General features: G+C 64.2%; 21 protein-coding genes. 9 read left to right on the top strand and 12 right to left on the bottom strand.

The window, feature by feature from the left end; translation table 11 throughout:
• Positions 1 to 314: 314 nt before the first annotated feature.
• Both ATF69_RS01375 and wecB read right to left on the bottom strand, forming a co-directional pair.
• Positions 315 to 1,643 (bottom strand): glycosyltransferase, encoded by a 1,329-nt coding sequence (locus ATF69_RS01375; protein WP_146869670.1) that lies wholly within the window; start codon positions 1,641 to 1,643, stop codon positions 315 to 317.
• Positions 1,618 to 2,763, bottom strand: a complete 1,146-nt coding sequence (gene wecB / locus ATF69_RS01370) for a non-hydrolyzing UDP-N-acetylglucosamine 2-epimerase (RefSeq protein ID WP_082564967.1) — start codon at positions 2,761 to 2,763, stop codon at positions 1,618 to 1,620. The genes ATF69_RS01375 and wecB overlap by 26 nt, the downstream gene beginning before the upstream one ends.
• Positions 2,764 to 3,237: 474 nt before the next feature.
• Here wecB and ATF69_RS01365 point away from each other — a divergent pair, with 474 nt between their 5' ends.
• Positions 3,238 to 3,834: a putative pterin-binding protein gene (locus ATF69_RS01365; RefSeq protein ID WP_056067822.1), complete on the top strand. Its 597-nt coding sequence runs from the start codon at positions 3,238 to 3,240 to the stop codon at positions 3,832 to 3,834.
• Between the two features lie 512 nt (positions 3,835 to 4,346).
• Here the strand turns inward: ATF69_RS01365 and ATF69_RS01360 are convergent.
• Positions 4,347 to 5,582 (bottom strand): MFS transporter, encoded by a 1,236-nt coding sequence (locus tag ATF69_RS01360; RefSeq protein ID WP_146869669.1) that lies wholly within the window; start codon positions 5,580 to 5,582, stop codon positions 4,347 to 4,349.
• 97 nt (positions 5,583 to 5,679) lie between these two features.
• Here ATF69_RS01360 and ATF69_RS01355 point away from each other — a divergent pair, with 97 nt between their 5' ends.
• On the top strand, positions 5,680 to 6,630 hold the full coding sequence (locus ATF69_RS01355) for a LysR family transcriptional regulator (protein WP_146869668.1): 951 nt from the start codon (positions 5,680 to 5,682) through the stop codon (positions 6,628 to 6,630).
• Positions 6,631 to 6,852: 222 nt separating this feature from the next.
• Here ATF69_RS01355 and ATF69_RS01350 read toward each other — a convergent pair whose 3' ends face one another.
• Together ATF69_RS01350 and yjjJ are read right to left on the bottom strand one after the other, a co-directional pair.
• On the bottom strand, positions 6,853 to 8,298 hold the full coding sequence (locus tag ATF69_RS01350; RefSeq protein ID WP_146869667.1) for a PIN-like domain-containing protein: 1,446 nt from the start codon (positions 8,296 to 8,298) through the stop codon (positions 6,853 to 6,855).
• 522 nt (positions 8,299 to 8,820) lie between these two features.
• Positions 8,821 to 10,206 carry a type II toxin-antitoxin system HipA family toxin YjjJ gene (gene yjjJ / locus ATF69_RS01345; protein ID WP_146869666.1) on the bottom strand — a complete coding sequence of 462 codons (1,386 nt, stop codon included), beginning with the start codon at positions 10,204 to 10,206 and terminating at the stop codon, positions 8,821 to 8,823.
• 172 nt (positions 10,207 to 10,378) lie between these two features.
• Between yjjJ and ATF69_RS01340 the strand changes: the two genes are divergently transcribed.
• Both ATF69_RS01340 and ATF69_RS01335 read left to right on the top strand, forming a co-directional pair.
• The gene (locus ATF69_RS01340; protein ID WP_244303629.1) at positions 10,379 to 10,960 is read left to right on the top strand and encodes a type IV toxin-antitoxin system AbiEi family antitoxin domain-containing protein; all 582 of its coding nucleotides are present in this window, start codon (positions 10,379 to 10,381) and stop codon (positions 10,958 to 10,960) included.
• A complete protein-coding gene (locus ATF69_RS01335; RefSeq protein ID WP_146869664.1) occupies positions 10,957 to 11,805 on the top strand; it encodes a nucleotidyl transferase AbiEii/AbiGii toxin family protein in 849 nt (282 codons plus the stop codon). The genes ATF69_RS01340 and ATF69_RS01335 overlap by 4 nt, the downstream gene beginning before the upstream one ends.
• A gap of 174 nt (positions 11,806 to 11,979) precedes the next feature.
• Here the strand turns inward: ATF69_RS01335 and ATF69_RS01330 are convergent, their stop codons facing one another.
• A complete protein-coding gene (locus ATF69_RS01330) occupies positions 11,980 to 12,909 on the bottom strand; it encodes a LysR family transcriptional regulator (RefSeq protein WP_244303628.1) in 930 nt (309 codons plus the stop codon).
• Positions 12,910 to 12,992: 83 nt separating this feature from the next.
• Here ATF69_RS01330 and ATF69_RS01325 point away from each other — a divergent pair, with 83 nt between their 5' ends.
• Entirely contained in the window at positions 12,993 to 14,009 is a 1,017-nt protein-coding gene (locus ATF69_RS01325; RefSeq protein ID WP_146869663.1) for a tripartite tricarboxylate transporter substrate binding protein, read from the top strand.
• Between the two features lie 90 nt (positions 14,010 to 14,099).
• A complete protein-coding gene (locus ATF69_RS01320) occupies positions 14,100 to 15,740 on the top strand; it encodes an FAD-dependent monooxygenase (protein WP_146869662.1) in 1,641 nt (546 codons plus the stop codon).
• Positions 15,741 to 15,838: 98 nt separating this feature from the next.
• Here the strand turns inward: ATF69_RS01320 and ATF69_RS01315 are convergent, their stop codons facing one another.
• On the bottom strand, positions 15,839 to 16,954 hold the full coding sequence (locus ATF69_RS01315) for an LLM class flavin-dependent oxidoreductase (RefSeq protein WP_056067562.1): 1,116 nt from the start codon (positions 16,952 to 16,954) through the stop codon (positions 15,839 to 15,841).
• Between the two features lie 364 nt (positions 16,955 to 17,318).
• On the opposite strand from ATF69_RS01315, the gene ATF69_RS01310 reads away from it, so the two are divergent.
• Positions 17,319 to 17,711, top strand: coding sequence for a VOC family protein (locus tag ATF69_RS01310; protein ID WP_056067560.1), 393 nt, complete (start codon positions 17,319 to 17,321; stop codon positions 17,709 to 17,711).
• A 168-nt stretch (positions 17,712 to 17,879) separates the two neighbouring features.
• Here the strand turns inward: ATF69_RS01310 and ATF69_RS01305 are convergent, their stop codons facing one another.
• The 4 genes from ATF69_RS01305 to ATF69_RS01285 form a co-directional block, all read right to left on the bottom strand.
• Complete coding sequence (locus ATF69_RS01305) at positions 17,880 to 19,088, bottom strand: c-type cytochrome (RefSeq protein ID WP_244303627.1); 1,209 nt, start codon at positions 19,086 to 19,088, stop codon at positions 17,880 to 17,882.
• A gap of 8 nt (positions 19,089 to 19,096) precedes the next feature.
• Positions 19,097 to 19,900: an ABC transporter ATP-binding protein gene (locus ATF69_RS01300; RefSeq protein ID WP_146869661.1), complete on the bottom strand. Its 804-nt coding sequence runs from the start codon at positions 19,898 to 19,900 to the stop codon at positions 19,097 to 19,099.
• A complete protein-coding gene (locus tag ATF69_RS01295; RefSeq protein ID WP_146869660.1) occupies positions 19,894 to 21,009 on the bottom strand; it encodes an ABC transporter permease in 1,116 nt (371 codons plus the stop codon). The genes ATF69_RS01300 and ATF69_RS01295 overlap by 7 nt, the downstream gene beginning before the upstream one ends.
• 208 nt (positions 21,010 to 21,217) lie before the next feature.
• Positions 21,218 to 22,243, bottom strand: a complete 1,026-nt coding sequence (locus tag ATF69_RS01285; RefSeq protein WP_099730012.1) for an ABC transporter substrate-binding protein — start codon at positions 22,241 to 22,243, stop codon at positions 21,218 to 21,220.
• Between the two features lie 204 nt (positions 22,244 to 22,447).
• On the opposite strand from ATF69_RS01285, the gene ATF69_RS01280 reads away from it, so the two are divergent.
• Both ATF69_RS01280 and ATF69_RS01275 read left to right on the top strand, forming a co-directional pair.
• Positions 22,448 to 23,104, top strand: a complete 657-nt coding sequence (locus tag ATF69_RS01280; RefSeq protein WP_146869659.1) for a cysteine dioxygenase family protein — start codon at positions 22,448 to 22,450, stop codon at positions 23,102 to 23,104.
• A 26-nt stretch (positions 23,105 to 23,130) separates the two neighbouring features.
• A complete protein-coding gene (locus tag ATF69_RS01275) occupies positions 23,131 to 24,744 on the top strand; it encodes a rhodanese-related sulfurtransferase (protein ID WP_146869658.1) in 1,614 nt (537 codons plus the stop codon).
• 93 nt (positions 24,745 to 24,837) lie between these two features.
• Here ATF69_RS01275 and ATF69_RS01270 read toward each other — a convergent pair whose 3' ends face one another.
• A complete protein-coding gene (locus tag ATF69_RS01270; protein WP_146869657.1) occupies positions 24,838 to 25,767 on the bottom strand; it encodes an aldose 1-epimerase in 930 nt (309 codons plus the stop codon).
• Between the last annotated feature and the right edge of the window lie 31 nt (positions 25,768 to 25,798).

Here is a 25,798-nt window from a genome sequence, read left to right as displayed (position 1 = left end):
GGCTGTTTTTCGCGGCAAGAACCATGGCAGCCTGTGCGCAGGACTCCAGTAAACATCAGGTCTATCAATACTCCCCCAAATGACTTGGGAGCAAAACAAACTGGCGATGCGGCCGGCGTCCCGAGGTAAATAATCAGACCGACAAGTCACATTTGGCAGATGAGCATACTCCCCTGACGGGCACGCCCTACCATAAAGCAACCAATGATGCCGACCCTCGCTCTGCTCTATCATGATTGGCAGCAGGCATTTGATGTACCTCGCGATGCCTGAACCAGGTACCTCAAGCATGCTGATGTCAACGGCTATACGCATCAATACCTTCCCTTTTCCTTGTTTTTCATGCTGCGCTCTATACGATCGGCATTTTCATGCGCCCCTATGCACTCATCGATTACGCCCTTATAGCGAAAGGCTCTTTTACCCCAAGCAAACTCTGCAATGGTATTTTCATCACGCAGAAACATCGATTGCAATGCCCCGCTTGTCCATCGCGCATGAATTTCGCGGAGGATGCGTTCGATGGAATCTGCCTGGTTCTGGACAACCCATCCTGCCTGGACGCGCATGATCAGTGCGCCGGCCTCGTCCATTGGGGTATTGGCAATATGCAAGATAGGTGAACCTATACCGAGATACTCATAAATTTTTCCTGGAACTTGAAACGGCTGGCTGTTGCCCACGCTAAGCAGCACATCGGAATTCTGCTGCGCGGAAATGCACGTGCCATGATCGACTGTCCCGTGAAATCTGACCCCCGGAATGCCATCGAAAAGTGCTTGGTATGCAGCGTGATTTCCATAAAATGTGACTGAAATATCCAGCTCACGAATCGACCGCAGCGCCCTTGCAAACTCGACAGGAGAACGGAAGTCCGCATAAAAATTCCCGGTATAAACAAGATGCAGGGACTTGGAATGATGGCGATTTTCTACACGTCCGCTATTTCGACTGGGAAACCCCTGTGCGATGCAGGTGAATTTATTGTCGGCGTCTTGTAATCCGTGGCGCCTTTTCAGGAGATCGACAACAGCCATCGTCGTTACCACGATAGCGTCGGCACGGGCAATAACTTTTGCTTCAAAGGCGAGATCGATGCGCTGGCGCCAGCGCGGCGTATAGGGCGCAACTACAGGATCAGCGAGGTCGACGATAAGCGGAATTCGAGTGATCCGTTTGGCCAAGAGACCCAACAGAAGGTCTACGCCGGGCTCGTGCGACGCCACTACCGCGCTGTACCGGGTTGTTCGGAGCAACTGAATCAAACGCAAGGACGCGCTGGGTGCCCATTCGGTACGTAAGTCCGGAAATATAATCTGATCCAGTACCCGACGCCCCCACCGGTGCATTTTTAACAAAACCGAATCGCCACCCAGCGGCCCAACCGCGCCACCACCTCGTGTCCATCTGGATAAATGTAAATAGGCTTTTTGCGAAAAACCGACATATGGACCAGGCCAGACCCGGTGGACGATAACCCCGGGCGCGAAATCCTCATGAAAAGGCGGCAGTGAAGGCATGTCGGAGCAAAGCACATGCACTTCCACACCGAGCTTTGCCAGCTCATTCGAAAGATAGAACCATCGTAGTGATTGGGCTGCGATGATGGGAGGAAACTCATAGGCAATCAGAAGAATGCGCATAACTGTTTTTTCTCAATGCCTTATGCAATATATCCACGATTTTTTCTGATGCCCTGCCATCGCCGTAAGGGGAATTGCCCCGTGAAAACGATTTGTACACAGTATCATCATCAAGCAGTTGCAGCGATGAATTGACGATGGATTCAAAATCATGCCCCACCAATTTGGTAACGCCGGCTTCTAAGCCCTCAGGCCTTTCGGTTTCATTGCGCAACACCAGCACCGGCTTACGCAAAGATGGGGCCTCCTCCTGGACCCCCCCTGAGTCAGTGAGTATAAAAAACGAAGATTTCATGGCCGCGATGAAATCAATATAGTCAAGCGGGGGGGTCAAACGAATCCGTGAATGATTTGAAAGATACGAGTACGCCGCATCCTTTATAGCTGGGTTAGGATGAACCGGGAAGAGAATAAATACATCGTCCCTCACGTCAGCCAGATATCGCGCCGCCCGGCATATTTCAGAAAATGGCTGCCCGATGTTTTCCCGTCTGTGCGCGGTAAACAATATCATTTTACAGTTCGCAAATTCTGGAAGCACGAAGGGCGGACAACGATCTGCGGTATAAAGCAAGGCATCCACTATCGTATTGCCCGTCACGTAGATGGTATCGGCAGATTTCCCTTCGGCGACGAGATTTTTTTTAGCAATATTAGTCGGTGCAAAATGCCATTGCGCCAGGTTTCCAACCAGTACGCGATTCATTTCCTCGGGAAATGGATTTTTATAGTCTCTCGTTCGCAAGCCCGCCTCCACGTGAGCAAAGGGAATGCGAAGATAGAACGCAGCGAGTGCGGCAACCGTGACTGACGTTGTATCACCTTGTCCAATCACGATATCAGGCTTTTCAGCCTGAAAGCAACGATCCAGTTCACCAAGCAATCGGATGGTCAGTTTTGCCAGGCTCTGATTTGGCTCCATGACGTCGCAAATAAAATCCGGAGTCAACGAAAAATGCGACAGCATTTTTTCGACCAAGACAGGGTGTTGCCCTGTCGAAACAATCCGTACCGATGCCCAATGGGTGTTGCGCAGCGCAATAATCAGTGGAGCCATTTTGATGGCTTCCGGCCGGGTACCCACTACACAAATGATATTTATCCGGCTAGATGATTGCATTGCAAAGGAATAGAGTTGGGACAAAAATGGTACGCCCGTTGATTGCTTGGTTGGCTTCGTTCTATTCTGGGCCAGTCACAATTTGTTCAGTCTCGGGATTTCGGTGAATGACGCTTTGCGCAACACAAGGTGCAGACCAGCGCTTCAGGCCACATCGCCGTGGCCCCCATCGTACGCCCGCGCCTTTTCGATTGAAGCGTCGGGCCATTGGATCCATAGCAGGTACGCGTGCATGAGAGCTTGACCTGAATCACAGGAGCACACCGCGACGCATGTTTTCCGGAGACCCCAGCGAGCGCTGCGTTTGCCCCATGTCGGCGCTGCGCCATGGGCTTCGTGCGCGATAGCCGGACCCGGCGGACTCTGGCGCACTGCAAGCGATGGCTGGACCACGGCAACTTTTTGCATGGCGCCCCTGCATCTTGCGCTTACCATGCGCCCCTGATTTCCATCAAGGAGCACCCTCCCATGAGCATGAACAAGCGCAACTTCGTCGCCGCCGGCATGGGCCTGGCAGGCCTGTGGACGGCCACGGGCAGCAGCCACGCCGCCACGCCGGCCAAGGCCCCCAGCGGCCCCACGCTGCTCACCATCAGCGGCGCCATCACCCAGTCCAACCGCGGCGCGCTGGACACCACCATCGACCAGATGATGGGCAAACACGGCATCCAGTTCGACAAGGCCTTCGCGCTGGACGCCGCCGCCCTGGCGCGCATGCCCGCCGTCACCATCAAGCCCACGCTCGAATACGACAGCAAGCCCCACACGCTCAAGGGCCCCCTGCTCACCACCGTGCTGGCCGCCGCCGGTGTGGCAGCGGGCAGCCCCGTGCAACTGGGCCTGCGCGCGGTGGACGGCTACAACGTCAACATCAGCATGGCTGACGCCCAGGCCTACCGCATGATCGTCGCCACCCACATCGACGGCCAGCCCATGGCCCTGGGCGGCCTGGGCCCGCAGTGGGCCGTGTACGACGCGGACGTGCTACCCGCCTTCAAGGACAAGCCCGTGAAGGAACGCTTTGGCCTGTGCCCCTGGGGGCTGTACCACATTGAGGTGAAGAAGGCCTGAGCGGACGCGTGTCATTTCCCACCTGCTTCAACTGCCGCGCCAGCGTCCCGCCAGGTACATCCAGGTGCCTCAGATGCGGCCGGTGGGCAGGCGGCAGTCCTTCCGCGTCGCGAGATGACCTCAGCCCCAGGGAAGCGGGCTGGGGTCTGCCTCCCTATGTTCTGGAAGGCGCTTCATTTCGCTGGGCGTCGCTGCTGGCCCCTTTGTGGGTGCCGCCTTTGGTGATGATCTGGCTTGGGGCCCCTCCCCCGGCAGTGGCCGCCATACTGGCTCTGTTCATCTTCATCCCCGGGCTGTATGTCATCACTAACCTGCCACGCTACTCGCGGTGGGCCAAACTGGTCGCCTCGCTGGGCTATGTGGCGCTGTCTGGCCCCTTGGGTCTAGCTTGCCTGGTTTGGATAGACCGCTTGCTGCAAAAAGCGTAACCCTTGCCTTGCGCGGATTTCGCTCTCATTTGTATAGCTGCCAGCACATGATTTACTAGCGCTAAAGCCATATTTCTCCCCAAATCAGCCCCAGCGCAGCCCCATGCGCACCGCCAGCGCCGCCAGCGACCCCGCAGTGGCCAAGCCCACCACCCCCAACCAGCCCCACTGCGCCAGCGCCAGGCTGCCCAGCGCCGCCCCGGCCGACATGCCGATGAACATGCCGGTGAACAGCAGCGCATTGAGCCGGCTGCGCGCCGCAGGGTCGATGCCGTACACGATGGTCTGGTGCGCCACCAGCGTGGCCTGCACGCCAAAGTCAAAGCCAATCGCGCTGACCACAATCAAGCCCAGTTGGGCCTGCGCAGGCAGCAGCGGCGCCAGCGCCATCACCGCAAACGACACGGCGGCCAGCCCCGCGCCATAGCGCGTCACCACCTCGGGCCCGCGCTTGTCGGCCAGGCGCCCGGCCAGTGGGGCAGCCAGTGCACCCGCAGCCCCGGCCAGGCCAAACGCACCTGCCGCTGCCGTGCCCAGGTTGAACTGGCTGTGCAACATCACCGCCAGCGTGGACCAGAACGCGCTGAAGCCCACGGCCAGCAGCCCCTGCGCCCAGGCCGCACGGCGCAGCGCTGCGTGCTGGCGCCACAGCGCCACCATCGAGCCGATCAGCGCGCCATAGCCCATCTGCGTGGTGGGCGCAAAGCGCGGCAGCCCGCGCCACACCGCCACCGTCAGCAGCGCAATGGCCACCGCCGCCGCCACATACACCGTGCGCCAGCCCCACTGCTGCGCCACAAAGCCGCTGACCACGCGCGACAACAAGATGCCCAGCAGCAGCCCCGTCATCACCGTGCCCACCATGCGCCCGCGCTGCGCCGCCGGGGCCAGCGTGGCGGCGGCAGGTACCACGTCCTGCGCCACCGTGGCAGCCAGGCCCACGGCCAGGCTGGCCGCCAGCAGCGCGCCCATGCCGGGCGCCAGGCCGCTCAACAGCAGGGCCAGCATCAGCGCGATGGACTTGATGACGATGATGCGGCGCCGGTCATACCGGTCACCCAGCGGCGCCAGCAGCAAGATGCCCAGCGCATACCCCAGCTGCGTGAGCGTGGGCACCAGGCCCACCACGCGGCTGTCGGCCTGCATGTCGGGCCCCAGCACGCCCAGCATGGGCTGGCTGTAGTACAGCGAGGCCACGCTCAGCCCCGCCGTGGTCGCCAGCAGCAATAAGAGCGGCGCACTCACCGCCCCCTCCGCAGGCGGCGCCACCGGGGCCAGCCCCGCTGCACCACTTGCATGCACATTTTGAATGGAAGACATCACAACACCATCGGTTAAAAAGGAATGGTGCGATTGTTCTAGCCCGCCGCCGCGCTGGGTAGTAGGCTGAATTGCAGATTCGTTATACGCTTGGCGTATGACCAACACCCTGCCAGCCTTGCAACCCGGCGCCGACCGCATCGAGCTGATGCAGACCTTTGTCCGCATCGTCGAAGCCGGCAGCCTGTCTGCCGCCGCCCAGCAGCTGGGCACCAGCCAGCCCACCGTGAGCCGCCGCCTGCAGGCGCTGGAGCGCAGCCTGGGCATCAAGCTGCTGCAGCGCTCCACCCATGTGATGAAGTTGACTGAAGACGGCGACCGCTGCTTTGCCCACGCCAAGGCCCTGCTGGAAGACTGGCGCGCCATGGAAGACGACCTGCGCGGCACGGCCGACACCCCGCGCGGCACCCTGCGCGTGCTGGCGCCGCACGCCTTTGGGCAAGACCAGTTCATCGCCCCGCTGATGGCCTACCTGCGCCGCTACCCCGAGGTGGATGTGGAATGGATGCTGCACGACCGCCGCCCCAACTTCATCGCCGAAGGCATCGACTGCGCCATCCAGGTCGGCGCGGTGGACGACCCCAGCGTGGTGGCGGTGCGCCTGGCCGAAGTGCCCCGCATCGTGCTGGCCGCCCCCGCCCTGATGGCCGGGCGCCCCACGCCCCAGCACGCGCAAGACCTGCAACCACTGCCCTGGCTGGCCCTGAGCACCTTCTACCGCCGCGAGGTCACGCTGACCCAAGAGCCCGGCGGCGAGGCCCACACCTTCGGCATCACGCCGCGTTTAGCCACCGACAGCCTGTACGCCCTGCGCAGCGCCGCCCTGGCCGGGCTGGGGGCGTGCATTTCATCGGCGTGGATCGTGGACAACGATGTGCGGCAGGGGAAGCTGCTGCACCTGGTGCCCAACTGGCACGCGGCGCCGCTGCCGGTGTACTTGGTGTACCCGTATGCGCGGTTTTATCCGGCGCGGCTGCGCTTGTTTTTGGAGGCGATGCGGGGGGCGATGCCGGGGTTGGTGGGGATGCGGGCGGTGGGTTTTATGTAATGCGGACGCTCAATGCAGAGCTTATCGGCGCTGTTGCCAGGTAGGGCCTAGAGAAATCGGCGTGCGCCACCAAAATCGCGAAATAATGGCCAATTTTTCCGTCCGTGTGGAACTTTTATTGAGTTAGAAACGTTGCTGGTGAGGGTGGCAGGTCACGAATCAACCTAAGCGACAACTTTTCTAGTTTAGTCTTGAGTTACATTTTCCAGTCCAAATAAAAAATCAGTCGGTATCACCATCGCGTTCTCTTTGATAAACAAGTGGTTCAAATCGCTCACCCAGAATAGCACCAACCACTATTCCGGTGATTGGATATCGACCGAGGAGATGAGCAAGGCGGCGGTTCAGCTCGTGAACTCGATCTGAATGAGCTATGTCAAAAAAATCAATCTCAGAGACTACCAAAATGGCGGTAAATTCAGAAAGTCGCCCTTCTCGCGTCTCCATATAACCACGCAAAAGACTATTCACTATACTAGGGGAGGTAACCATGCGATCGAAATTGCGCACGTACTTAACCTCGAAGCCGTGAACATCCTCACCTTCTATTGCAATAAAGTCAGGAAATCCATGCTGGTTAGGCCTAACATCGTCATGTATACTCTGAAGCCATTCGGCGACCAGCCGCTCGATATGTCGCAGATCGGGCCGATCCATATATAAATATGGATCGGATGGACTCATCAGTCGTGACGCAGTAGCTGATTCAATTAATTGATAGTCTCGACCGGCTTCCATCCTCGGTGCCAATGCTACCTGCTTCAATTCAGCGACTGACTGTGATGATACTGTTGCAGCCGAATATTTGTTTGCATGTTCTACGAACTGGACTGAAGAATACATCCAGTAGAGTTCCACATTGCCTTGTTTAATGATTTCCCTGACTAACTCTGGGTGCGGCCCAATAGTCTTACCTTGCTCGCGCCACCACCAATCCTCCTTGCGATCAGCAGTCACAAAAAGTACGCACTTTGCGCCTGAAGCTTTCACGTGTTCAATCACTTGGCGCCATAAAATCAGATCACCAAACTTTCGCTGATACTTCAACTGATCATGGATAAACGTTGCCTCGTTTGGGTTCTTATCTTTATCCGCATCGGCAAAACCAGGTGGAATTTTTTCCTTAAATCTATCATCACCTTGCGCGGAAAGGTCATCCAATTCCTTTTGGGTTGTTGGACCAGGTCCAATGCGGTCCCGCAGCAACAAATCCAGCCTGTCTCTAACAGAATCGGACGAAGAAATATCAAGCTGAGATCTGTGAACTTCTTTGATTGCATCTATAAGCTTGCTATTGGCTTTCTCAAGATCGTCGAGTAACGGCTGAGACTGCACTCCGAGTCCTCGCTTATCGATCTGAAGCGTGTCAACTTTCCGCCTAAGTTCGGCCACTAAGTCGCTTGCCGTCTGTAGCGCGTCCTCTGTTGCCTTTCTTTCTGCCGCTATCACCGTTAAGCGGCGGCGCTGAAACTCGAGTGCAACTTGATAAGGAATCCATAAGCGTTCCTTCAATAAATTTAGGACTTCAAAAAGCTCATCCCGAGCTGTTGTAGGAAGTCGATAGAGATTGAGAAGGACATTTGTATCGACAACAACAAGCCCCTCCTTCCAAAGCCTCTCATACTCAGCTTCAGTTGGTGGATAGTAGCCAAAGAAATGTGTCTTCATACTTCAGTGTGCGTTTTTGAAATTTCAGTTTTAAATAATTTAACACAGTCCTTGCCAAGCGCAGTCAATATCTGACGTTTGCGGACTAATTTGGCATACCGAAGCCAAAGAAAGGCGGCTTCTAACCTATATTTTTCACGCGTTCTGCGTATTATTAAACAGAAATAGACTCCGTCATTAATTTGGCCCCCCGATTTTTTCTATACCGCTGTTGGAGCACGTCTGTGAGCTAACTCACTAAATCATGACTGCTCGCAAACGGCATTAGCTCGATACATGACATATAGCGCATCGAATGACCGCTCTGCATGCCTAAACTGGGCCAAAAAACATCCAATCATCAACCATTCGTATCGAAACTCAAAGAAGAAGACACCACAGCCATCACTATTAATTTCATAGCAGCCACTACTTATGAAACAAGCACTGTCGATACATTTCGTAGCCTTTACCTTCTCAGCGCCCGCCAGTCCCGCCCAGCAATCTCATCGGCTCGAGAAAACACTCCAATGCGGCCAGCTTCTACTGCATTCTGAGCCGGGAATCACTCGAAACGGCCAGCCTCCCAACACGCTCATTAGCCACAGTCACATGGCGCACTAACTCAGCCTTGCAGGCATCGAACCCCGCGCTGAACCCGTCCTCATCCCCCAACCGCCGCACAAACACCAGCGCCATCGCAAGTGCCTCCTTCCAAGCCGCCGCGCTGACCTGTTCCCCCACCGTCAGTTCCAGCGACCGCTCCGGCAAACCTCCCCCCACCGTGGGTGCAAACGCCATGGGCGTCATGTCATACGCAGGCGCCAGCCCGTAAGGCCTGCGCCCCTCTGACAAGCACGACAGATTGCCGCTGTGCATGTCGGTGTTGCCAATCAGGGTGCCAAACGCCCACAGCAGGCAGGCCGTGTCAAAGGCCTGGGGGGTGATGACCCCGGACTTCCACAACGCCCTTGCAATCACCGGCCAGTTGCCGCCGCTGCCGACAAACTCGGCATCCAGTGCGGCGAAGGAATGCAGCGCCCTGCGTCCGCGCGCCCCCAGCCGGTCAAACCGCTGCACCTCCAGAAACCGTTGGGTGCCGTGCATCCAGGTCATGGACTGCGCGGCAGGCACGCCGTGGTCACGCAGCACCTGCAGGGCGATGTGTTCGGCCAGCAGCAGGTCGCGCCAGCGGGCGCTGACGGGGGTGTCGAGTTCTGCGGTGAACTTGACCATCACATGCGCGGCAGTGCCATCGGCTTGCTCTGCGTAGGCGGTGAACTTGGGCTGCTCGCCAGCGGCTGAGGAGCCCGCCACCTCGCCGCGCGCGGCCAGGTCCGCCAACTGGGCGTACGTGTGCCGCTTTTGTGCGGCTGCAATGGGCACGGGGTCGGGCGCGTTGACGAACTGGTCGCGCGCGGTGGGGCCGATGAGCAGGTTGCCGGGCATGTCGTCGCCCTGGTCCAGGATGGCGCGCAGCGCGTGGGTGTCGCTCCAGTCGCCCAGCCGCTCGGGCAGGCCCAGGGGCTGGCCGTGCCGCTGGCAGTAGGCGCGCCCCAGGTAGCCCTGCGGGCGCATGTCATAGATCCACCACGGCAGGCCGTCGCTGTGCAGCCGGGCACCACCCGCCTCGACCATCACAAAGCCCTGCGGGCACACGGGGACGAGGGTGCCCAGGGTTTCCAGCGCGCCCTGGGGAGTGACGCGGTACACGGTGGCCTGCAGATCGGCGCGCTGGGGATCGCGCAGCGTGTATTGAATAGATCTTGCAGCGCCAAAAGGCACCACCTCGTCACCCAGCGCGCTGAGTGCGCGGGAGACGGTGGGCTGGCTGACCTGCAGCGCCTGTGCCAGCGCCTGCGCCTTGGCAGGGCCGGGGCGCAGCAGGGGCCGGATGGCGTTGGCGTATGTCTGGGCGGCGGAGGGCATGCCCTAAGGATACGCCGATTGAATTGAAAATTGGATAGATAAATGAATAGATAAACCAAACTTAATTGAAGCCTTGATTGTTGCTTTTTCTAGTTATTTATTGACAAACAACTATCCAATACAACAAACTTGTGGCGTGCCACCAACCCCCCTCACCTCCCAAGAAAGCACGGTGCTTGAGCTTGCCCAGCACCAACCTCTGCTCCGCGCGCGCGACCTGAGCGCGCATGGCCTGCCCACGGTACTGCTGACCCGGCTGGTCGCCGCAGGCAAGCTCGACCGCGTGGCACGCGGCATGTACAGCCTGCCAGGCCGTGCCGTCAGCGAACACCGTTCGCTGGCCGAGGTGGCGCTGCGTGTGCCCAAGGGCGTGGTGTGTTTGCTCTCTGCTCTGCGCGTGCATGGCATTGGCACGCAAGCGCCGTTTGAGGTGTGGATGGCGATACCGCCGAACACGCCCACCCCGCGCCTGGGGCAACCGGCGCTGCGCGTGACTCGCATGTCTGGCGCGGCGCTGACGGAAGGGGTGGAGCCGGTGGAGATCGACGGCGTGCAGGTACCAGTGTTCAACGCCGCGAAGACGGTAGCGGACTGCTTCAAATACCGCAACAAGATCGGGCTGGATGTGGCGCTGGAGGCGCTGCGCGATGGCTGGCAGCAAGGCAAGCTGCCGATGGATGCGCTGTGGCACTACGCCACGATCAACCGCGTGGCCAATGTGATGCGGCCGTATCTGGAAAGCGTTACGGCATGAGCCAGCGCAATGTGGCGGCATCCATCCGCGCGCGTCTCAAGCTGTATGCCGATGCGCACCAGCAGGACTTCAACCTAACGCTGACTCGCTATGGGTTAGAGCGGCTGCTGTACCGGTTGTCGATCTCGCCACACGCCAACCGCTATCTGCTCAAAGGCGCCCTGCTGTTCTCGCTGTGGTTTGACCAGCCCCACCGGCCCACGCGCGATGCAGACCTGCTGGGTTTTGGCCCGGACGACATCGAATCCGCCGTGCTGGCGTTCCGCGAGATTTGCCAGATCGAGGTGGACGACGGCATGGCGTTTGACCCGGCCTCGGTCAAGGGCTCCACCATTCGCAAAGATGCGGGGTACGGCGGTGTGCGGGTGGACCTGCTGGCCACACTGGATGGCGCACGCATTGCGCTGCAGGTGGACATTGGCTTTGGCGACGCGGTGACCCCGGCGCCCGAGGCGGTGCACTACCCGGTGCTGCTGCCAGACCTGCCCGCACCCCAATTGCGCGCGTACCCCAAGTACACGGTGGTGGCAGAGAAGTTTCATGCGGTGTGCCTGCTGGGCATGGCCAACACGCGCATGAAGGACTACTTTGACCTGTGGGTGTTGCTGACCGAAGGCGTGTTGGACCCGCAAGAACTGCACCGCGCAGTGGCTGCCACGTTCCATCGGCGCCGGTTGGCCCTGCCCAATTCCATTCCCTCAGGCCTGAGTGATGCATTTGCACAGGATGCGGCCAAGCAGAAGCAGTGGGCCGCCTTTCTGAAAAAGAACCGTCTGCAAGCCCTGGACCTTGCCGAGGTGGTGAGGCTACTGCGCAGCGAGTTGCAGAAGCTGTTGGGGCTATGAAGCGACAGACCGATGGGATGAGGGGGGCGAATGGTGCGCAACAACTGCGTGCCATGTCATATCCGCTCCTAACTTGATAGCTGCCTCGGTATGTTTTTCTAGCGCTTGGTGCACATTTCGCACTGAATCTCAGCCCCGCACCTTCCCAGCATCATCCCAAGACGTTTCAGGCTTTCAAGCAGGCAACCGCACCGCAGCCTCCCGCAACGCCTCGGCAAACGCCATCGCCGCCGGCTTTTGCTGCGTGCCCCGGCGGTAGGCCAGGTACAGGTCCAGATGCACCACAGGTTCGCGCAGCATGGCGACCCCCAGGCCCTGGCGCAGGCATTCTTCCAGCGCGAACGAGGGCACGATGGCGCTGCCACGGCCTGCGCGCACCATGCCGATGAGGGTGCCGATCAGGTTCATGCGGGGGCGCTCCTGGTGGGCCAGGCCCAGGCGGGAGAGCTGCTTTTCGATGACCACCTGGATGGGGTTGCCCGACGGCAGGGTGACCAGGGGCACGTCTTTGAGGCGGCTCCAGGGCTGGCTGTCTGACAGCTGGCCGCTGGTGTGAGCCGCATCGGGCGGGCTGATGCGCATGAGGCGGAACTTGCACAAGGGCTGGCGCGACAGCCCCACGGCGGGTTTGACGAAGAAGCCAAAGCCGATATCGGCCTCGCCGTCGAGCACGCGCTGGCGCACGGTGCCCACCTCGACATCGCTGAGCTGCACCTGCACGCCGGGGTGGCTTTGCGCAAAACCGCGAATCACCTCGGGCAGCAGGCTGGCCGAGATCATGGGCGTGGCCGCCACCAGCAGGCGCGAGCGCACGGCGGCCTCGTTGCCGTCCAGCACGGCGCCCAGGGCGCGCAGCTCGCCCACCACGCGCTCGGCCACGGGCTGCAGGCGGCGCCCGGCCTCGGTCAGCGTGATCGACCGGGTGGTGCGGTCAAACAGGCGGGCGCCCACCTGGTCTTCCAGCTCCTTGACCAGCATGCTCATGCCCGAGGGCGACAGGTGCACCTGCTCGGCCGCCTTGGCAAAGCTCTGCAGGCGCGTCACCTCCAGAAAAGCGTGGAGCTGGCGGGTGCTGACATTCATCAGCTTTGATGAAGAATTCATCAGAATTTTCCGTTTGATCAATGTCAAGAGTGTCGTTGTAATTGTCCTGTAACGCCCTTCCAACGACTAGAGAGACAAGCCCCATGCCCCAGCTGCCCACCCTGCGTGCCAACGCGCACCCGCCCTCCCCCCAACGCCGCAGCCTGGTGCTGGGCGCGCTGGTCGCCACGGCTGCAGCCGCCACGCCCGGGGCCTGGGCACAGACGGGTGCCGATGCACCGGTGCGGCTGGTGGTGCCGTTCACGCCCGGCACGGGCATTGACCTGATTGCGCGGCAGATTGCGCAGCCGCTGTCTGACCGGCTCAAGCGCCCGTTTTTTGTGGAGAACAAGGCGGGGGCGTCCGGCATCATCGGCACGCAAGAGGTGGTGCGCGCGGCGCCCGACGGCACCACGCTGCTGGTCAGCGTGAACACGCTGGTGATGAACATGGCGCTGTACCCCAAGCAGGGCTTTAACCCGCTGACGGACCTGGTGCCGGTGAGCCAGACGAGCTGGGGACAGCTGCTGCTGGTGGCGTCGGCCGGGTCCAAGATCGAATCGCTCAAGGACCTGATGGACCGCGCCCGGGCCAAGCCCGGCTCGCTCAACTACGGATCGCCCGGTGCGGGCACGCCGCACCACCTGGCGATGGAATTGCTGAAGAACCGGGCCAAGATTTCGCTCACCCACATCAGCTACCGGGGCACTGCCCCGGCCGTGACGGACCTGCTGGGCGGGCAGATCGACGCGATGTTCCTGCCCATCCACGTGGCCTTGCAGCATGTGAAGGCGGGCAAGCTGAAGGCGCTGGCCATCAGCTCGGACACGCCGCACCCCCTGCTGCCCGAGGTGCCGTCGCTCGGCACCCTGAAGCTGGGCGACCTGAACGTGGACATGTGGTACGGCGTGTTTGCCCCCGCAGGCACGCCCCGCGCGATGATTGACCGGCTCAACACCGAGCTGCGCGACGTGCTGGCCTCGCCCGCCGTGGCCAAGTCGTTCGAGACCCAGGGCATGACGCCCGCCCACAGCTCGCCAGACGCCTTCCAGAAGCTAGTGACGGCTGACGCCAAGCGCTGGGCCGACCTCATCAAGGCCCAGGGCATCACCGCCGAGTAACCACGGTCACTCGCACCACGCAGCAGCGCGCAGCACTGCACAACATCGCACCGCAGCCCGCACCGAACCGAATCGAACAAAACCAACAATATGAACCAGCAAGCAACCGTGGCGCCGCAGCAGGACGCCGAAGTGATCATCGTGGGCGGCGGCCCGGTCGGCATGGGCCTGGCCATTGAGCTGGGCCAGCGCGGCGTGAGCGTGATTGTGGTGGAGCGCTATGTGCAGCCCCAGCCCATTCCCAAGGGGCAGAACCTGACGCAGCGCACCATGGAGCACTTTCACTTCTGGGGTGCCGAAAAGCAGCTGCGCGCAGCGCGCACCATACCGGTCGAATACGGCATTGGCGGCCTGACCGCACATGGCACGCTGCTGGGGCCCTACAGCTACGACTGGCTGCAGCGCGACCTGGTCAAGCCCTACTACTTCACGGCCAACGAGCGGCTGCCGCAGTACGCCACCGAGGCCGTGCTGCGCCAGCGCGTGGCCCAGCTGCCGTCGGTGCAGACCCTCTACGGCTGGGAGACCAGCACCGTGGCGCAGGACGACGCGGGCGTGTCCGTCACCATTCAGCAACGCGGCGACGGCAAGGCCCAGCGCGTGCTGCGCGGCGCCTATGTGGTGGGGTCGGACGGGGCGCGGTCGGTGGTGCGCGAGCAGGTGGGCATCACCCACACCCGCACGGACCACGACCGCATGATGGTGCTGCTGGTGTTCAAGTCGCAAGGCCTGCACCAGCTGCTGGAGCGCTACCCCGGCAAGTCTTACTACAACGTGCTGCAGCCCGAGCTGAAGGGCTACTGGAAGTTTCTGGGCCGGGTGGACCTGGGCAGCACCTGGTTCTTTCACGCCCCGGTGCCGCCAGGCACCACCAAAGACAACTTTGACTTTGCCGCATACCTGCACGAGGCGGTGGGCGCGGAGTTTGAGGTGGAGTTTGAGCACATCGGCTTTTGGGACCTGCGCTTCATGCTGGCCGACAGCTACCGCAAGGGCCGGGTGTTCATCGCGGGTGATGCCGCCCACAGCCACCCGCCTTACGGCGGCTATGGCGTGAACTCGGGCCTGGAAGACGCGCGCAACCTGGGCTGGAAGCTGGCTGCCACGCTGCAAGGCTGGGGCGGCGAGCGCCTGCTGGACTCGTACGACGCCGAGCGGCGCCCGGTGTTTGCGTCCACCATCAACGACTTCATTGCGCGGTCCATCGAGACAGACAAGGAGTTTCTGGACACCCACGACCCGGCGCGGGACCAGGCCGCGTTTGAAGCCGCATGGCAGGCGCGTGCACAGGGTGCCGTGGGCGAGGTGCATGCGTTTGAGCCGCACTACGAGGGCTCGGGCATCGTGTGGGGCAGCGAGGGCCGCGCCAGCAGCGCCAAGGGATCGCACCGGTTTGAGGCGCGGCCTGGCCACCACCTGGCACCCGCCACGCTGCCCACCGGACGCAATGTGTTTGAGGAACTGGGCCCGGGCTTTTCGCTGCTGGTGGTGGGCGGCGACGGCGCCCACGCGCCATCGGTGCAGGCCTTTCGCGAGGCGGCGGCGGGCCTGGGACTGCCGCTGCGGCTGGTGGACTGTGGTGACGGGGGCGAAGGCACCGAGCCTGCGCGCTATGGCGCACCGCTGGTGCTGGTGCGGCCCGACCAGTTTGTGGCCTGGACGGCGCCTGCTGGCGGCCCCGTGGTGACCGCCGAGCAAGCCCGCGACGTTCTGGCGCGCGTGGCGGGGTAACCGCACGGGCGAGGCCGCTGGGTTAGCGGCAACGCCCCAGCCCGGGAGTGATCCAGGCCAGGGCGCGATCCAGGCCGGGGCGCTACGCAGCCAATCGCTCAGGCGGCCTTGCGCAACGCGGCGGGCGCCACCGGTGTCTGCTGTCCGTCGCGCTCTGCCACCTTGGCGCGCACCAGGGGCAGCAGCTCGCGACCGTACTCGATAGCGTCCACCAGCGGGTCAAAGCCACGGATCAGGAAGGTGGTGATACCCAGGTCGTAGTACTTGAGCAGTGCGTCGGCCACCTGCTCGGGCGTACCCACCAGCGATGTGGAGTTGGACCGGCCGCCCAGCTCGCGCGCAATGGCCGTCCACAGGCGTTCGTCCACACGGTCGCCCTTGGCGGCGTCGGCCAGCAGGCGCTGCGCGCCTTCGCTCTGCTGCGGGCCCACGCCGCGCGAGTAGCCTTGGCTCACACGCAAACGGCGCGTGTCTTCCAGAATGCGCTCGGCCTTGGCCCAGGCTTCGTCCTCGGTCTTGCCCAGGATGGGGCGGAACGAGATGCTGAAGTCCACATGCCGGCCCTGCAAGGTGGCCTCGGCGCGCACACGGCGCACCAGGTCGCCCGCCTGGGCCAGCGACTCGCCCCACAGCGCGTACACGTCGGCATGTTTGCCGGCCACCTGCAGCGCGGGTGCAGAGGCACCGCCAAAGTAGATGGGCACGCGCTGGCCTTGCAGGGGTTTGACCTCCGACACCACGCCCTTGGCGCGGTAGTAGGTGCCTTCGTGGTCAAAGGGTTTGTCTTCGGCCCACACGCGGCGCAGGACGGTGAGGTATTCGTCGGTGCGCGCATAGCGCTCGTCGTGGTTCAGGAAGTCGCCATCGCGCTGCTGGTCTTCGTCCGAGCCGCCGCTGATGTAGTGCACGGCCAGGCGGCCGTTGGTGTAATGGTCCAGCGTGGCCAGCTGGCGCGCGGCCAGGGTGGGCGCCACAAAGCCGGGGCGGTGCGCCAGCAGGAAATTGATCTTGTCGGTGACCGATGCCGCGTACGTGACGGTCAGCAGCGTGTCGGGGCTGGACGAGCTGGCAGGCACCAGGATGCGGTCAAACCCCGCGTGCTCGTGCGCCTGGGCAAACACGCGCACATAGGCGGGGTCCACCGCCGGGCCCTTGCGGGCGATGGTTTCAGAGACTTCGTGCGGCTGGATCATGCCGATGAACTGGACGGGCATAGCGGGCTCCTGTGGCGATGGGGTGAAACAAGGTTGAGTGAATGGTTGGCAGCGTCACGCGTGCGGGACTGCAGCCATGATCTGCCCGCCCCTGGCGCGCGCCAACGAAGAAAAACGCGTTTGCAAAGTTGTGCGGCGCATAGGCCCCGCTGTGCACGGCGAAGGGGGTGCACCGCCGCCGTGCGCGCCGCTATGCTGTGGCGGGTCGCCATCCAGACTCCCCCGCCTGGCCGCCAGCGTCGGCATGGTCGGCCAGTGCGTTGCCGACCTGCATGTCTGGCCCTGGCCTCTGACCGCTGGCTCCTCGCTCCTCACTCCTCACAATGGCCAGCTCACTTCGCATCCAGAAAGGACCCAACCCACCATGCTCTCGCACGTTTTTGTTGGCATCACAGATTTCGAGCGCGCCCTGGCGTTCTACCGGCCGGTGCTGGCCTCGCTGGGCATTCAGGAGCGCTTTTGTGAAGCGGAGCGACCCTGGGCGGGCTGGGAGTCCACCCCCGGCCCCCGGCCGCTGTTTGTCATTGCCCGCCCGTTCAATGGCGAGGTGCCCCACCCCGGCAACGGGCTCATGGTGGCCTTCATGGCCGCCACGCGCAGCCAGGTGGACGCGGCCCACGCGCTGGCGCTGAGCCTGGGCGGCCAGTGCGAGGGCCGCCCCGGACTGCGGCCCGAGTACCACGCCAACTACTACGGCGCGTATTTTCGGGACCCGGACGGCAACAAGCTGTGTGTGGCGTCGCACGGACAGGCGTAGCGCAGGGTGGCGCCGGGCGGGCGAGAGCCCCCTGCGCTGCATATTTAAGGAAAAATGGCCTCAAGCGCTAGCCGATAAAGCGCCAGCTGCTATTCTTTTAAGAGCAACCTGAACGCGACCCAGGCGTTCGCTCGCAGCACGCTGCCAACACGCTGGTGGCAGGCGCTGTCAGTGCGGGAAGCCGCCCCGCACCAGCCGCACGGGCTCTGCGTCCATGCGGCGAATCAGCGACTGCAGGCCATCGCCCGCAGCGTTGGCAGCTGCATCGACAGAAGGCAGCTGCTGGGCCGCTGGCGCAGTGCGGCAGACCAGATCGTCCTCCGACCACGCGGCCTTGCCCGGCTGGCCCCGTGCGCGCAGCCAGCCCGCGCGGTCTGCGATGAGCTGGTGGCCGGGCAGGTCGCTGGCGGGCACCCCCAGCACCAGGGCCAATGCCAACGGCGCTGCGGTATCGTTGGTCAGGCATTCCGCATCTGCGGCAGCAGCATCGGGAGTGTGCGGCGCGCCGGGCCCGGGGTGCGCCACCACCAGCGAAACAAGGCGTGGGTCATCGGCAGGCAAGGGGCTGCCGCTGCCTGGCAGCACCACGCGCAGCCGCTGCCCCACCAGGCTGCGCGCCGTGTGCTGGCGCCCCTGGCGGCACAGCACGGCCACGTCGGGCAGGCGCACCGGGCGGTCCCAGGTGCCGGATTCGCGCAGCATCTGGCCTGCGGCATGGGCTTGCAGGTAGTCCAGCACCTCCCACACCTGCGCGTCGGTGAGCTGCGTGGTGTCAAAGCCCGGCATGGTCTGCGCGCCGTTGCGGCCCTGCATGCCGTGGCGCACGCGCCAGAAGAGTTCGCCGTCCAGCCGCTTCCACAGCAGCGCGCCGTTCAGGTTGGGCGGCCACATGGCCAGCCGGGCTGCATCGGGCCCTTCGCCGTTGGCACTGGCGCCATGGCAGCGCACGCAGTGCTGCTGGTACACCGCCTGGCCACGCACGATGCCCTGCGCAGTGAAGCCCGTGGGTGACTGGTGCAGGCTGGTGGCCACGGCGGGCGTCAGCAGCAGGTGGCGATGGGGCCAGGGCGCAAACACCACCAGCGCAGCGGCCAGCCACCACAGCGGCTTGCGGCCGCGCCGCCACGCCACAGATACCGCCAGCGCCAGTAGCGCCACACCCACACACAGCAGCGACAACAGCACGCGCCGCGCGTGGCCGGCATCCACCACCAGCATCTCGGCAGCCACACGGTGCGCAAACGGCCAGGCGGGCTGGCCGTGCGCATCGGGCGCCAGGCCCACCGCATGCAACAGCGTGCGCAGGCCCTGCTGGGTGGCCTGCAGGCCTTCGAGCAGAGCGGCCAGCCACTCGGGCGGCAACGACAGCCAGGTCAAGGCGGCGGCTACCAGCTGGCGTCCAGCCCCAGCAACGCCAGCGCCTCGTGGCGCAGGGCCGCCAGGCGCGGGTCGCCCCGGTGGCGCGGGTACGGCAGGTCGTTGACCAGCACCTGCTTGACGCGCGCGGGCCGGTCAGAGAACACCACCACGCGCTGCGCCATGAACAGCGCTTCTTCCACATCGTGCGTGACAAGCAGGGCAGAGAAACCCGCACGCTGCCACAGCTGCACCAGCTCGGTCTGCATGGACAGGCGCGTGAGCGAGTCGAGCTTGCCCAGCGGCTCGTCCAGCACCAGCAAGGTGGGGTCGTTGACCAGCGCACGCGCCAGCGCCACGCGCTGCGCCATGCCGCCCGACAGCTGGTGCGGGAAGGCCTTGGCAAAGTCCTGCAGCCCAACCAGGGCCAGCGCTTCGTCCACGCGATGGCGCTGGGATTTGAGGATGCCCCGCGCCTGCAGCCCCAGGGCCACGTTGTCCCACACGGTGCGCCAGGGGAACAGCGTGGGGTCCTGGAACACCACGATGCGCGACGGGTCGGGCTGGGTGATGGGGGCGCCATTCTGCAGCAGCTCGCCGGTGGTGGCGGGCTCCAGCCCCGCCACCAGGCGCAGCAGCGTGCTCTTGCCGCAGCCGCTGGGGCCCAGCAGGGCCACGAACTCGCCGGGTGCAATGGACAAGTCCAGCTCGTCGATCACGTGCAGCGGGCCTGCAGGCAGGTCAAACCAGTGGCTGACATTGCGCACGTCAATGCGTGCGCCGGTCACACGGGCCGCCGTAGAGACTTCAGGAATCGTCGCGGAACTCACCATTTCACCACCCCCTTCTGCCACGACAGCACCCTGTCGCGCAGCACAAACAGCAGTGTGATCACGCCCGAGAACAACAGTGCCATCACGATGAGCGCCGCATACATGTTGGGATACGCCGCCCAGCCCTGCGCCCAGGTGAGGTACCAGCCCAGGCCCGCCTTCACGCCCAGCATCTCGGCCACCACCAGGGTGGAGAACGCCGCGCCCAGGCCCATAAACAGGCCCACAAACACCTGCGGCAGCGCCGCCGGGATGGCCACGCGCAGCACCAGAAACCAGGGCGACGCGCCCATGGTGCGGGCCACGTCATAAAAGTTCTTGTGCACCCCGGCCACGCCCGACCAGGTGAGGATGGCCACCGGGAAGGCCGTGCCCAGCGCAATCAGAAAGATCGCGGTGGACCAGCTGGACGGAAAGAAATAGAAGCTGACCGGCAGCAGCGCGGTGGTGGGCACCGGGCCCAGGATGCGCAGCACCGGGTGGATCCAGTAACTGGCCTGGCGCGACCAGCCGATCAGCACGCCCGTGACAAAACCTGCCGCTGCGCCGATGGCAATGCCCAGCGCCAGCAGGCGGATGGAGGCGCCCGCGCTCTCCAGGAGGCGCGGCCAGTCGGTGGCGTACACCTCCACCAGGCTTTGGGGCGGTGCAAAGAAGGGCGGCGGCAGCGTGCCCAGCTTGGCGGTGAACACCTCCCACACCGCCAGACCGACGGCAATGGCCACCAGCCAGGGCCCGGCCGCACGCACGCGGCGCACCACGGCAGCCAGCGGACGGGCCAGCACCGTCAGCGCCAGCAGCAGTGCCGACACCCCACCCGCACCCCAGGCGAACTCTTCGGTAAACGCCCATTCGCTGAAGCCCGCAGGCTTGTTGGGCCACAGGCCCGTGAGCAAGGCCAGCCCCGCCCAGGCCACGGCGGCGGCCAGCCCCGCCCACCAGACCCCCTGAGCCGCTTTGGCCGCCTTGAAGTCGGGCGCGGCGGCAGGCTGCGCACCCGCAGCACGGGGCGCACCGGATGATGGGCTGGGCGCACGCAGCGAGGGCTGCGAAGGCTTGGGGCTGATGCCCGGCGGGGCGCCCAGGATGTAGTCGGCAACAGTGCTCATAGTCGGGTCCAGTCAGATCGATTCAGGTCCAGTGGTATTCATTCATCACGGTGAATGTTTGGCCATAGCCGCGCGAGGTGGGCGCGGCCCATGCGAGGGCTGCCGAGCAAGGGCCGCCCCGCAGCGAGGGCTGCGTTCCCCTGCCCGCAATGCGAAGCACTGCGAGAGCGGGGGGATGGCGCGCAGCGACTCAGGGGGGTGCCCTTTGCTACACCAGCACGTCAGCGTGGACGTGGGCCGCGAAGCGCGCAGGGTCGGTGCCGGGCTTGAGCACGCCCACCAGCTTGAAGTCGCGGGCATAGAACTCGATCTCCTGCCGCAGCGCTGTGCCCACCGGGTGGCTGCGGTGCGTGAGCGTGCCCAGCACGGCGCGCAGGTCCTCCTGCGGCACCTTGGAATACGGGCTGAAGATGCGCGCCGTTTCGTTGGGGTTGTCGGCCACGAAGTCCGACGCCTCGATGATGGCGCGGGTCAGCGCGGCTGCCGTGCCCTTGTCGTTGCGCACCATGGCGCCGCTCACGCCCAGCACGCAGCAGGTCTTGGCCGCGTATTCGCCCGACAGGTTGGACGCCAGGTCCACCAGGCCCTTGGTGCGGCGCTGGATCAGCAGCAGGTTGGGGTCGCCATCGGCAATGGCCTGGGCCTCGCCTTTTTCCACCGCCAGGCCCAGCATGTCGCCGGGGAACTGGCGCCAGGTCACGTCCTTTTCGGGGTTCAGCCCGGCCTTGGTCAGCAGCACAGAAAAGAAGTTCTTGCCGGGGCTGTTGAGGTCCGACACCGCAATGGTCTTGCCCTTGAGCTTTTGCAGGCTGGTCACGCCCGCCGCCTCATAGCCCACCAGGCGCGAGCAGCCGCCATGCGAGCTGCCCACCAGCTTCACGTCAAAGCCCGACTCCAGCGGCTTGATCCAGCGGTGCACCATGCCCAGGCCCGCGTCGGCCTTGGAGGTGGCGATGGTCTCCAGCAGCTGGTCAGTGGAGCCCGCAAAGTTGATCAGCTCGACCTTGAGACCATGTTTTTCAAAAATGCCGCGCTCGATGGCGACCGGCGCGGCCGACAGGCAGATGGCGTTGGCGTTCCACGCCAGCTTTACTTCGCGCAGCTTGCCGGCGGCCAGCACGTGGCTGCCCACCACACTCGACACCCCCACCACGCTGGCCGCGCCCGCTGTCTGCAACAGCTGCCGGCGCGTCCAGCGCCCTCCCACCCCACCTTGGTTTTGAAGCTTGCTCATGTTGTGCCCTTTTGGTTGTCAAATCCTGATCGGCGCTGCGATTGCCCGTGAATTCCTGTGGATGCCTGCGAGCCGGTCCGCACCGCCGTTACGATGGATTGGCATTGAACTGAAAGACGCCTCGCAACAGAACGAAGAAAAACAGGGATGCATATGCAAAACACGCAACGCGCGGGCAGCCCGGGCGCTGGTGCAATACCGGGCATGAGTGCATTGCCCAACCCATCGACCCCACCCACGTCCCCCTCCGCCCCCCACACCGCCCGCCTGCGCCACTTTGTGCAGCAGCTGGCCGCGCTGGTGGAGCAGCGCCTGCCCGAGCCCGACACCCTGACCCAGGGCGCGACGCTGCTGCGCACGCTGGTGGCCCATGACGACTGGCTGCCCGACACCTATGCCCAGCCCCACCCCGATCGCTACCAGCAGTACCTGCTGCATGCCGACGCATTGGGGCGCTTTTCGGTCGTGAGTTTTGTGTGGGGCCCGGGCCAGGCCACGCCCATTCATGACCACACCGTGTGGGGCCTGATCGGCATGCTGCGCGGCGCCGAGGATTCGCAGGCCTATGCCCGCACGCCCGACGGCCGCTGGGCACCGCAGGGCGCGCCCGTGCAGCTGCAGCCGGGCCAGGTGGAGGCCGTCTCGCCCAACGACCCTGCCATAGGCGATGTGCACCGCGTAAGCAACGCGTGGGAGGGCCACACCTCCATCAGCATCCACGTGTACGGCGCCAACATCGGCGCGGTGCAGCGCAGCGTGTACCTGGAGGACGGCACGCGCAAGCCGTTCATCTCGGGCTACAGCAACAGCACCCTGCCCAACCTCTGGGACCTGTCCAAAAACCCTGCACCGGCTGCCTGAAGCCGATCCGACCCAACACCAAGACCATGACCGCTCCCGCCCTGCCCCAGACTTCGTTCCACCAGGTTCGCGAGGCCCTGCTCGCCCGCCAGGAAATCGCCTTGCTCGACGTGCGCGAGGAAGACCCGTTTGCCCAGAGCCACCCGCTGTTCGCCGCCAACCTGCCCGCCGGCAAGATCGAGCTGGAGGCGTGGACGCGCATTCCGCGCCGCGACACCTTCATCGTGGTGTACGACAACGGCGAAGGACTGGCCGAGCCCGCCGCGCGCAAGCTGCAGCAGCTGGGCTACACACAGGTGACGCTGCTGGCCGGTGGCCTGCAGGGCTGGCGCGATGCGGGCGGCGAGCTGTTCATCGACGTGAACGTGCCCAGCAAATCGTTTGGCGAGCTGGTGGAGGCCGAGCGCCACACGCCCTCGCTGGCGGCCGAAGAGGTGCAGGCGCTCATCGACGCCAAGGCCGACGTCGTGGTGCTGGATGCGCGGCGGTATGACGAGTACCACACCATGAACATCCCCACCGGCGTGAGCGTGCCCGGCGCGGAGCTGGTGCTGCGCGCGCAGGCACTGGCGCCCAACCCGGCCACGCAGATCATCGTGAACTGCGCAGGCCGCACGCGCAGCATCATCGGCACGCAGTCGCTGGTGAACGCGGGCATCCCCAACCCGGTGGCGGCCTTGCGCAACGGCACCATCGGCTGGCTGCTGGCCGGCCAGACGCTGGAGCGCGGCGCCACCCGCCGCTTTGACCCCGCCGTGCATGCCGACCGCGAGCGCGCGCCCCAGCAGGCGCGCAGCGTGGCCGACCGCGCGGGCGTGCAGCGCGCCACCCGCGCCGACCTGGAGCGCTTTGCGGCCGAGGCGCAGCGCACCACCTACCTGCTGGACGTGCGCACGCCTGAAGAATTTGCCGCAGGCCACCTGCCCGGCTTTCGCAACACGCCCGGCGGCCAGCTGGTGCAGGAGACCGACCACACCGCCGCCGTGCGTGGCGCGCGCATCGTGCTGGTGGATGACGACGGCGTGCGCGCGAACATGAGCGCATCGTGGCTGGCGCAGATGGGCTGGGATGTGTGGGTGCTGGACGACGCGCCCGCCGCCGACTTCAATGAGACCGGCGCCGTGGCCAACCCCGTGCCCGAGCCCGAAGGCCCCATTGCCTGGGTCACGCCCGCACAACTGGCGGCCTGGCTGAACGAAGAAAGCAAAGAGCGCCCCGGCCACACCGCCGTGCTGGACCTGACCACCAGCGCCAACTACGTGCAGCGCCACATCCCCGGCGCGTGGTTCGTGATCCGCTCGCAACTGGCGCAGGCCGTGGCCAGCATTCCCAAGGCGCAGCGTTATGTGCTGACCTGCGGCAGCAGCCTGCTGGCACGCTATGCCGCGCAGGACCTGGCCCGCCTGACGGGTGGCGCCGAGGTGGCGGTGCTGGAGGGTGGCACGCTGGCCTGGATCGCCCAGGGCCTGCCGCTGGAGCATGGCGAGACGCGCCTGGCCTCGCCCCGCATCGACCGCTACCGCCGCCCGTACGAAGGCACCGACAGCCCGCGCGAGGCGATGCAGGCCTACCTGGATTGGGAGTTCGGGCTGGTGGAACAACTGGGGCGCGACGGCACCCACGGGTTCCGGGTGATCTGATTCACTATCGATTTAATAGCTGCCAGCGCATGATTCACTAGCGCTACCGGCTGATTTCTCTACAAACCCTCTTCTGGGGCGCCCCCGGGGCGCTCACAACGCCCCGTACCGCCACGACACGTTCATCGCCAGCACCTCGCCCTGCGCCAACGTGCGCAGGCCGGGCTGGCCCGGCTGGTGAAAGGCGTCGATGGGCTGGGTGATGGGCTCAAAGCAGAACGCCGGGCCCTGCGGCGGGCGGTACACCAGGCAGTAGTGGTGGGCCGCGCCGCCGTTCTTGGCAAAGTCCGGCATGTGGGCGGTAAGGCGCAGACCGCGCTCGGGCCAGTCGATCTGCGCGGTGCCGCCCCAGCCGGTGTAGGCGTTGTCGATCAGGCCGCCGTTGGCGGGGGCGCCTGCATTCAAGTCCCAGCCGGGCGGGAAGTGCTGCGTGTGCTCCGTGGGCAAAGGGTCGTCGCCACACAGCCACACGCCCCGCACCGGCGCCGTGATGCGCGTGCCGGGCGTGCGCGGAAACCAGGGGTGCAGGCCCAGGCCGTACGGCAGCGGCTGTGCGCCCAGGTGGCGCACCTGCACCGACTGGTCCAGGCCGCCCTCCACCAGCCGGAAGGTCTGCACGCACTCGTACTCGTAGGGGTTGCCGTCAAAGCGCTCGGAGCGCAGCTGCATCTGCAGCATGTCGGGCGCGGGCTGGGTCAGCTGCCAGGGCTGCAGCCACCCGTCGCCGTGGATGGGGTACGGCTCGCCCACGCGGTTGGGACGCATGGGGTGGAACTGGCCTGCATGCTCAAACCCGCCGCCGCTGATGCGGTTGGACCAGGGCACCATGGCAAAGGATGCAAGCTGGTACAGGTCGGGCGTGGCGCCATCCCATGGCCGCCACAGGTCGATGCGTGCATCAGCCTCTTGCGGGTCGTCGATCTGCCAGGCCGCCACGCTGCCGCCCAGTGTGGGCACCAGGCCCAGATGCTGCCCCGCGTGGTGCAGCCAGACGATTGGGTGGGATGAAGAGGCCTCGGTCATGGGCGGTGTGCTTTCTACGGGATGGAGAAAA

The organism is Acidovorax delafieldii (assembly GCF_007993815.1).
GTDB lineage: Bacteria > Pseudomonadota > Gammaproteobacteria > Burkholderiales > Burkholderiaceae_C > Acidovorax > Acidovorax delafieldii.
Note: the sequence above shows the minus strand (reverse complement) of the source record. Positions and strands in the feature narration are given on the sequence as shown.

Coding starts and splice junctions, on each gene's coding strand:
- ATF69_RS01375 (WP_146869670.1), bottom strand. CDS start 1,643: ATGCGCATTCTTCTGATTGCCTATGAGTTTCCTCCCATCATCGCAGCC.
- wecB (WP_082564967.1), bottom strand. CDS start 2,763: ATGCAATCATCTAGCCGGATAAATATCATTTGTGTAGTGGGTACCCGG.
- ATF69_RS01365 (WP_056067822.1), top strand. CDS start 3,238: ATGAACAAGCGCAACTTCGTCGCCGCCGGCATGGGCCTGGCAGGCCTG.
- ATF69_RS01360 (WP_146869669.1), bottom strand. CDS start 5,582: ATGTCTTCCATTCAAAATGTGCATGCAAGTGGTGCAGCGGGGCTGGCC.
- ATF69_RS01355 (WP_146869668.1), top strand. CDS start 5,680: ATGACCAACACCCTGCCAGCCTTGCAACCCGGCGCCGACCGCATCGAG.
- ATF69_RS01350 (WP_146869667.1), bottom strand. CDS start 8,298: ATGAAGACACATTTCTTTGGCTACTATCCACCAACTGAAGCTGAGTAT.
- yjjJ (WP_146869666.1), bottom strand. CDS start 10,206: ATGCCCTCCGCCGCCCAGACATACGCCAACGCCATCCGGCCCCTGCTG.
- ATF69_RS01335 (WP_146869664.1), top strand. CDS start 10,957: ATGAGCCAGCGCAATGTGGCGGCATCCATCCGCGCGCGTCTCAAGCTG.
- ATF69_RS01330 (WP_244303628.1), bottom strand. CDS start 12,909: ATGAATTCTTCATCAAAGCTGATGAATGTCAGCACCCGCCAGCTCCAC.
- ATF69_RS01325 (WP_146869663.1), top strand. CDS start 12,993: ATGCCCCAGCTGCCCACCCTGCGTGCCAACGCGCACCCGCCCTCCCCC.
- ATF69_RS01320 (WP_146869662.1), top strand. CDS start 14,100: ATGAACCAGCAAGCAACCGTGGCGCCGCAGCAGGACGCCGAAGTGATC.
- ATF69_RS01315 (WP_056067562.1), bottom strand. CDS start 16,954: ATGCCCGTCCAGTTCATCGGCATGATCCAGCCGCACGAAGTCTCTGAA.
- ATF69_RS01310 (WP_056067560.1), top strand. CDS start 17,319: ATGCTCTCGCACGTTTTTGTTGGCATCACAGATTTCGAGCGCGCCCTG.
- ATF69_RS01300 (WP_146869661.1), bottom strand. CDS start 19,900: ATGGTGAGTTCCGCGACGATTCCTGAAGTCTCTACGGCGGCCCGTGTG.
- ATF69_RS01295 (WP_146869660.1), bottom strand. CDS start 21,009: ATGAGCACTGTTGCCGACTACATCCTGGGCGCCCCGCCGGGCATCAGC.
- ATF69_RS01285 (WP_099730012.1), bottom strand. CDS start 22,243: ATGAGCAAGCTTCAAAACCAAGGTGGGGTGGGAGGGCGCTGGACGCGC.
- ATF69_RS01280 (WP_146869659.1), top strand. CDS start 22,448: ATGAGTGCATTGCCCAACCCATCGACCCCACCCACGTCCCCCTCCGCC.
- ATF69_RS01275 (WP_146869658.1), top strand. CDS start 23,131: ATGACCGCTCCCGCCCTGCCCCAGACTTCGTTCCACCAGGTTCGCGAG.
- ATF69_RS01270 (WP_146869657.1), bottom strand. CDS start 25,767: ATGACCGAGGCCTCTTCATCCCACCCAATCGTCTGGCTGCACCACGCG.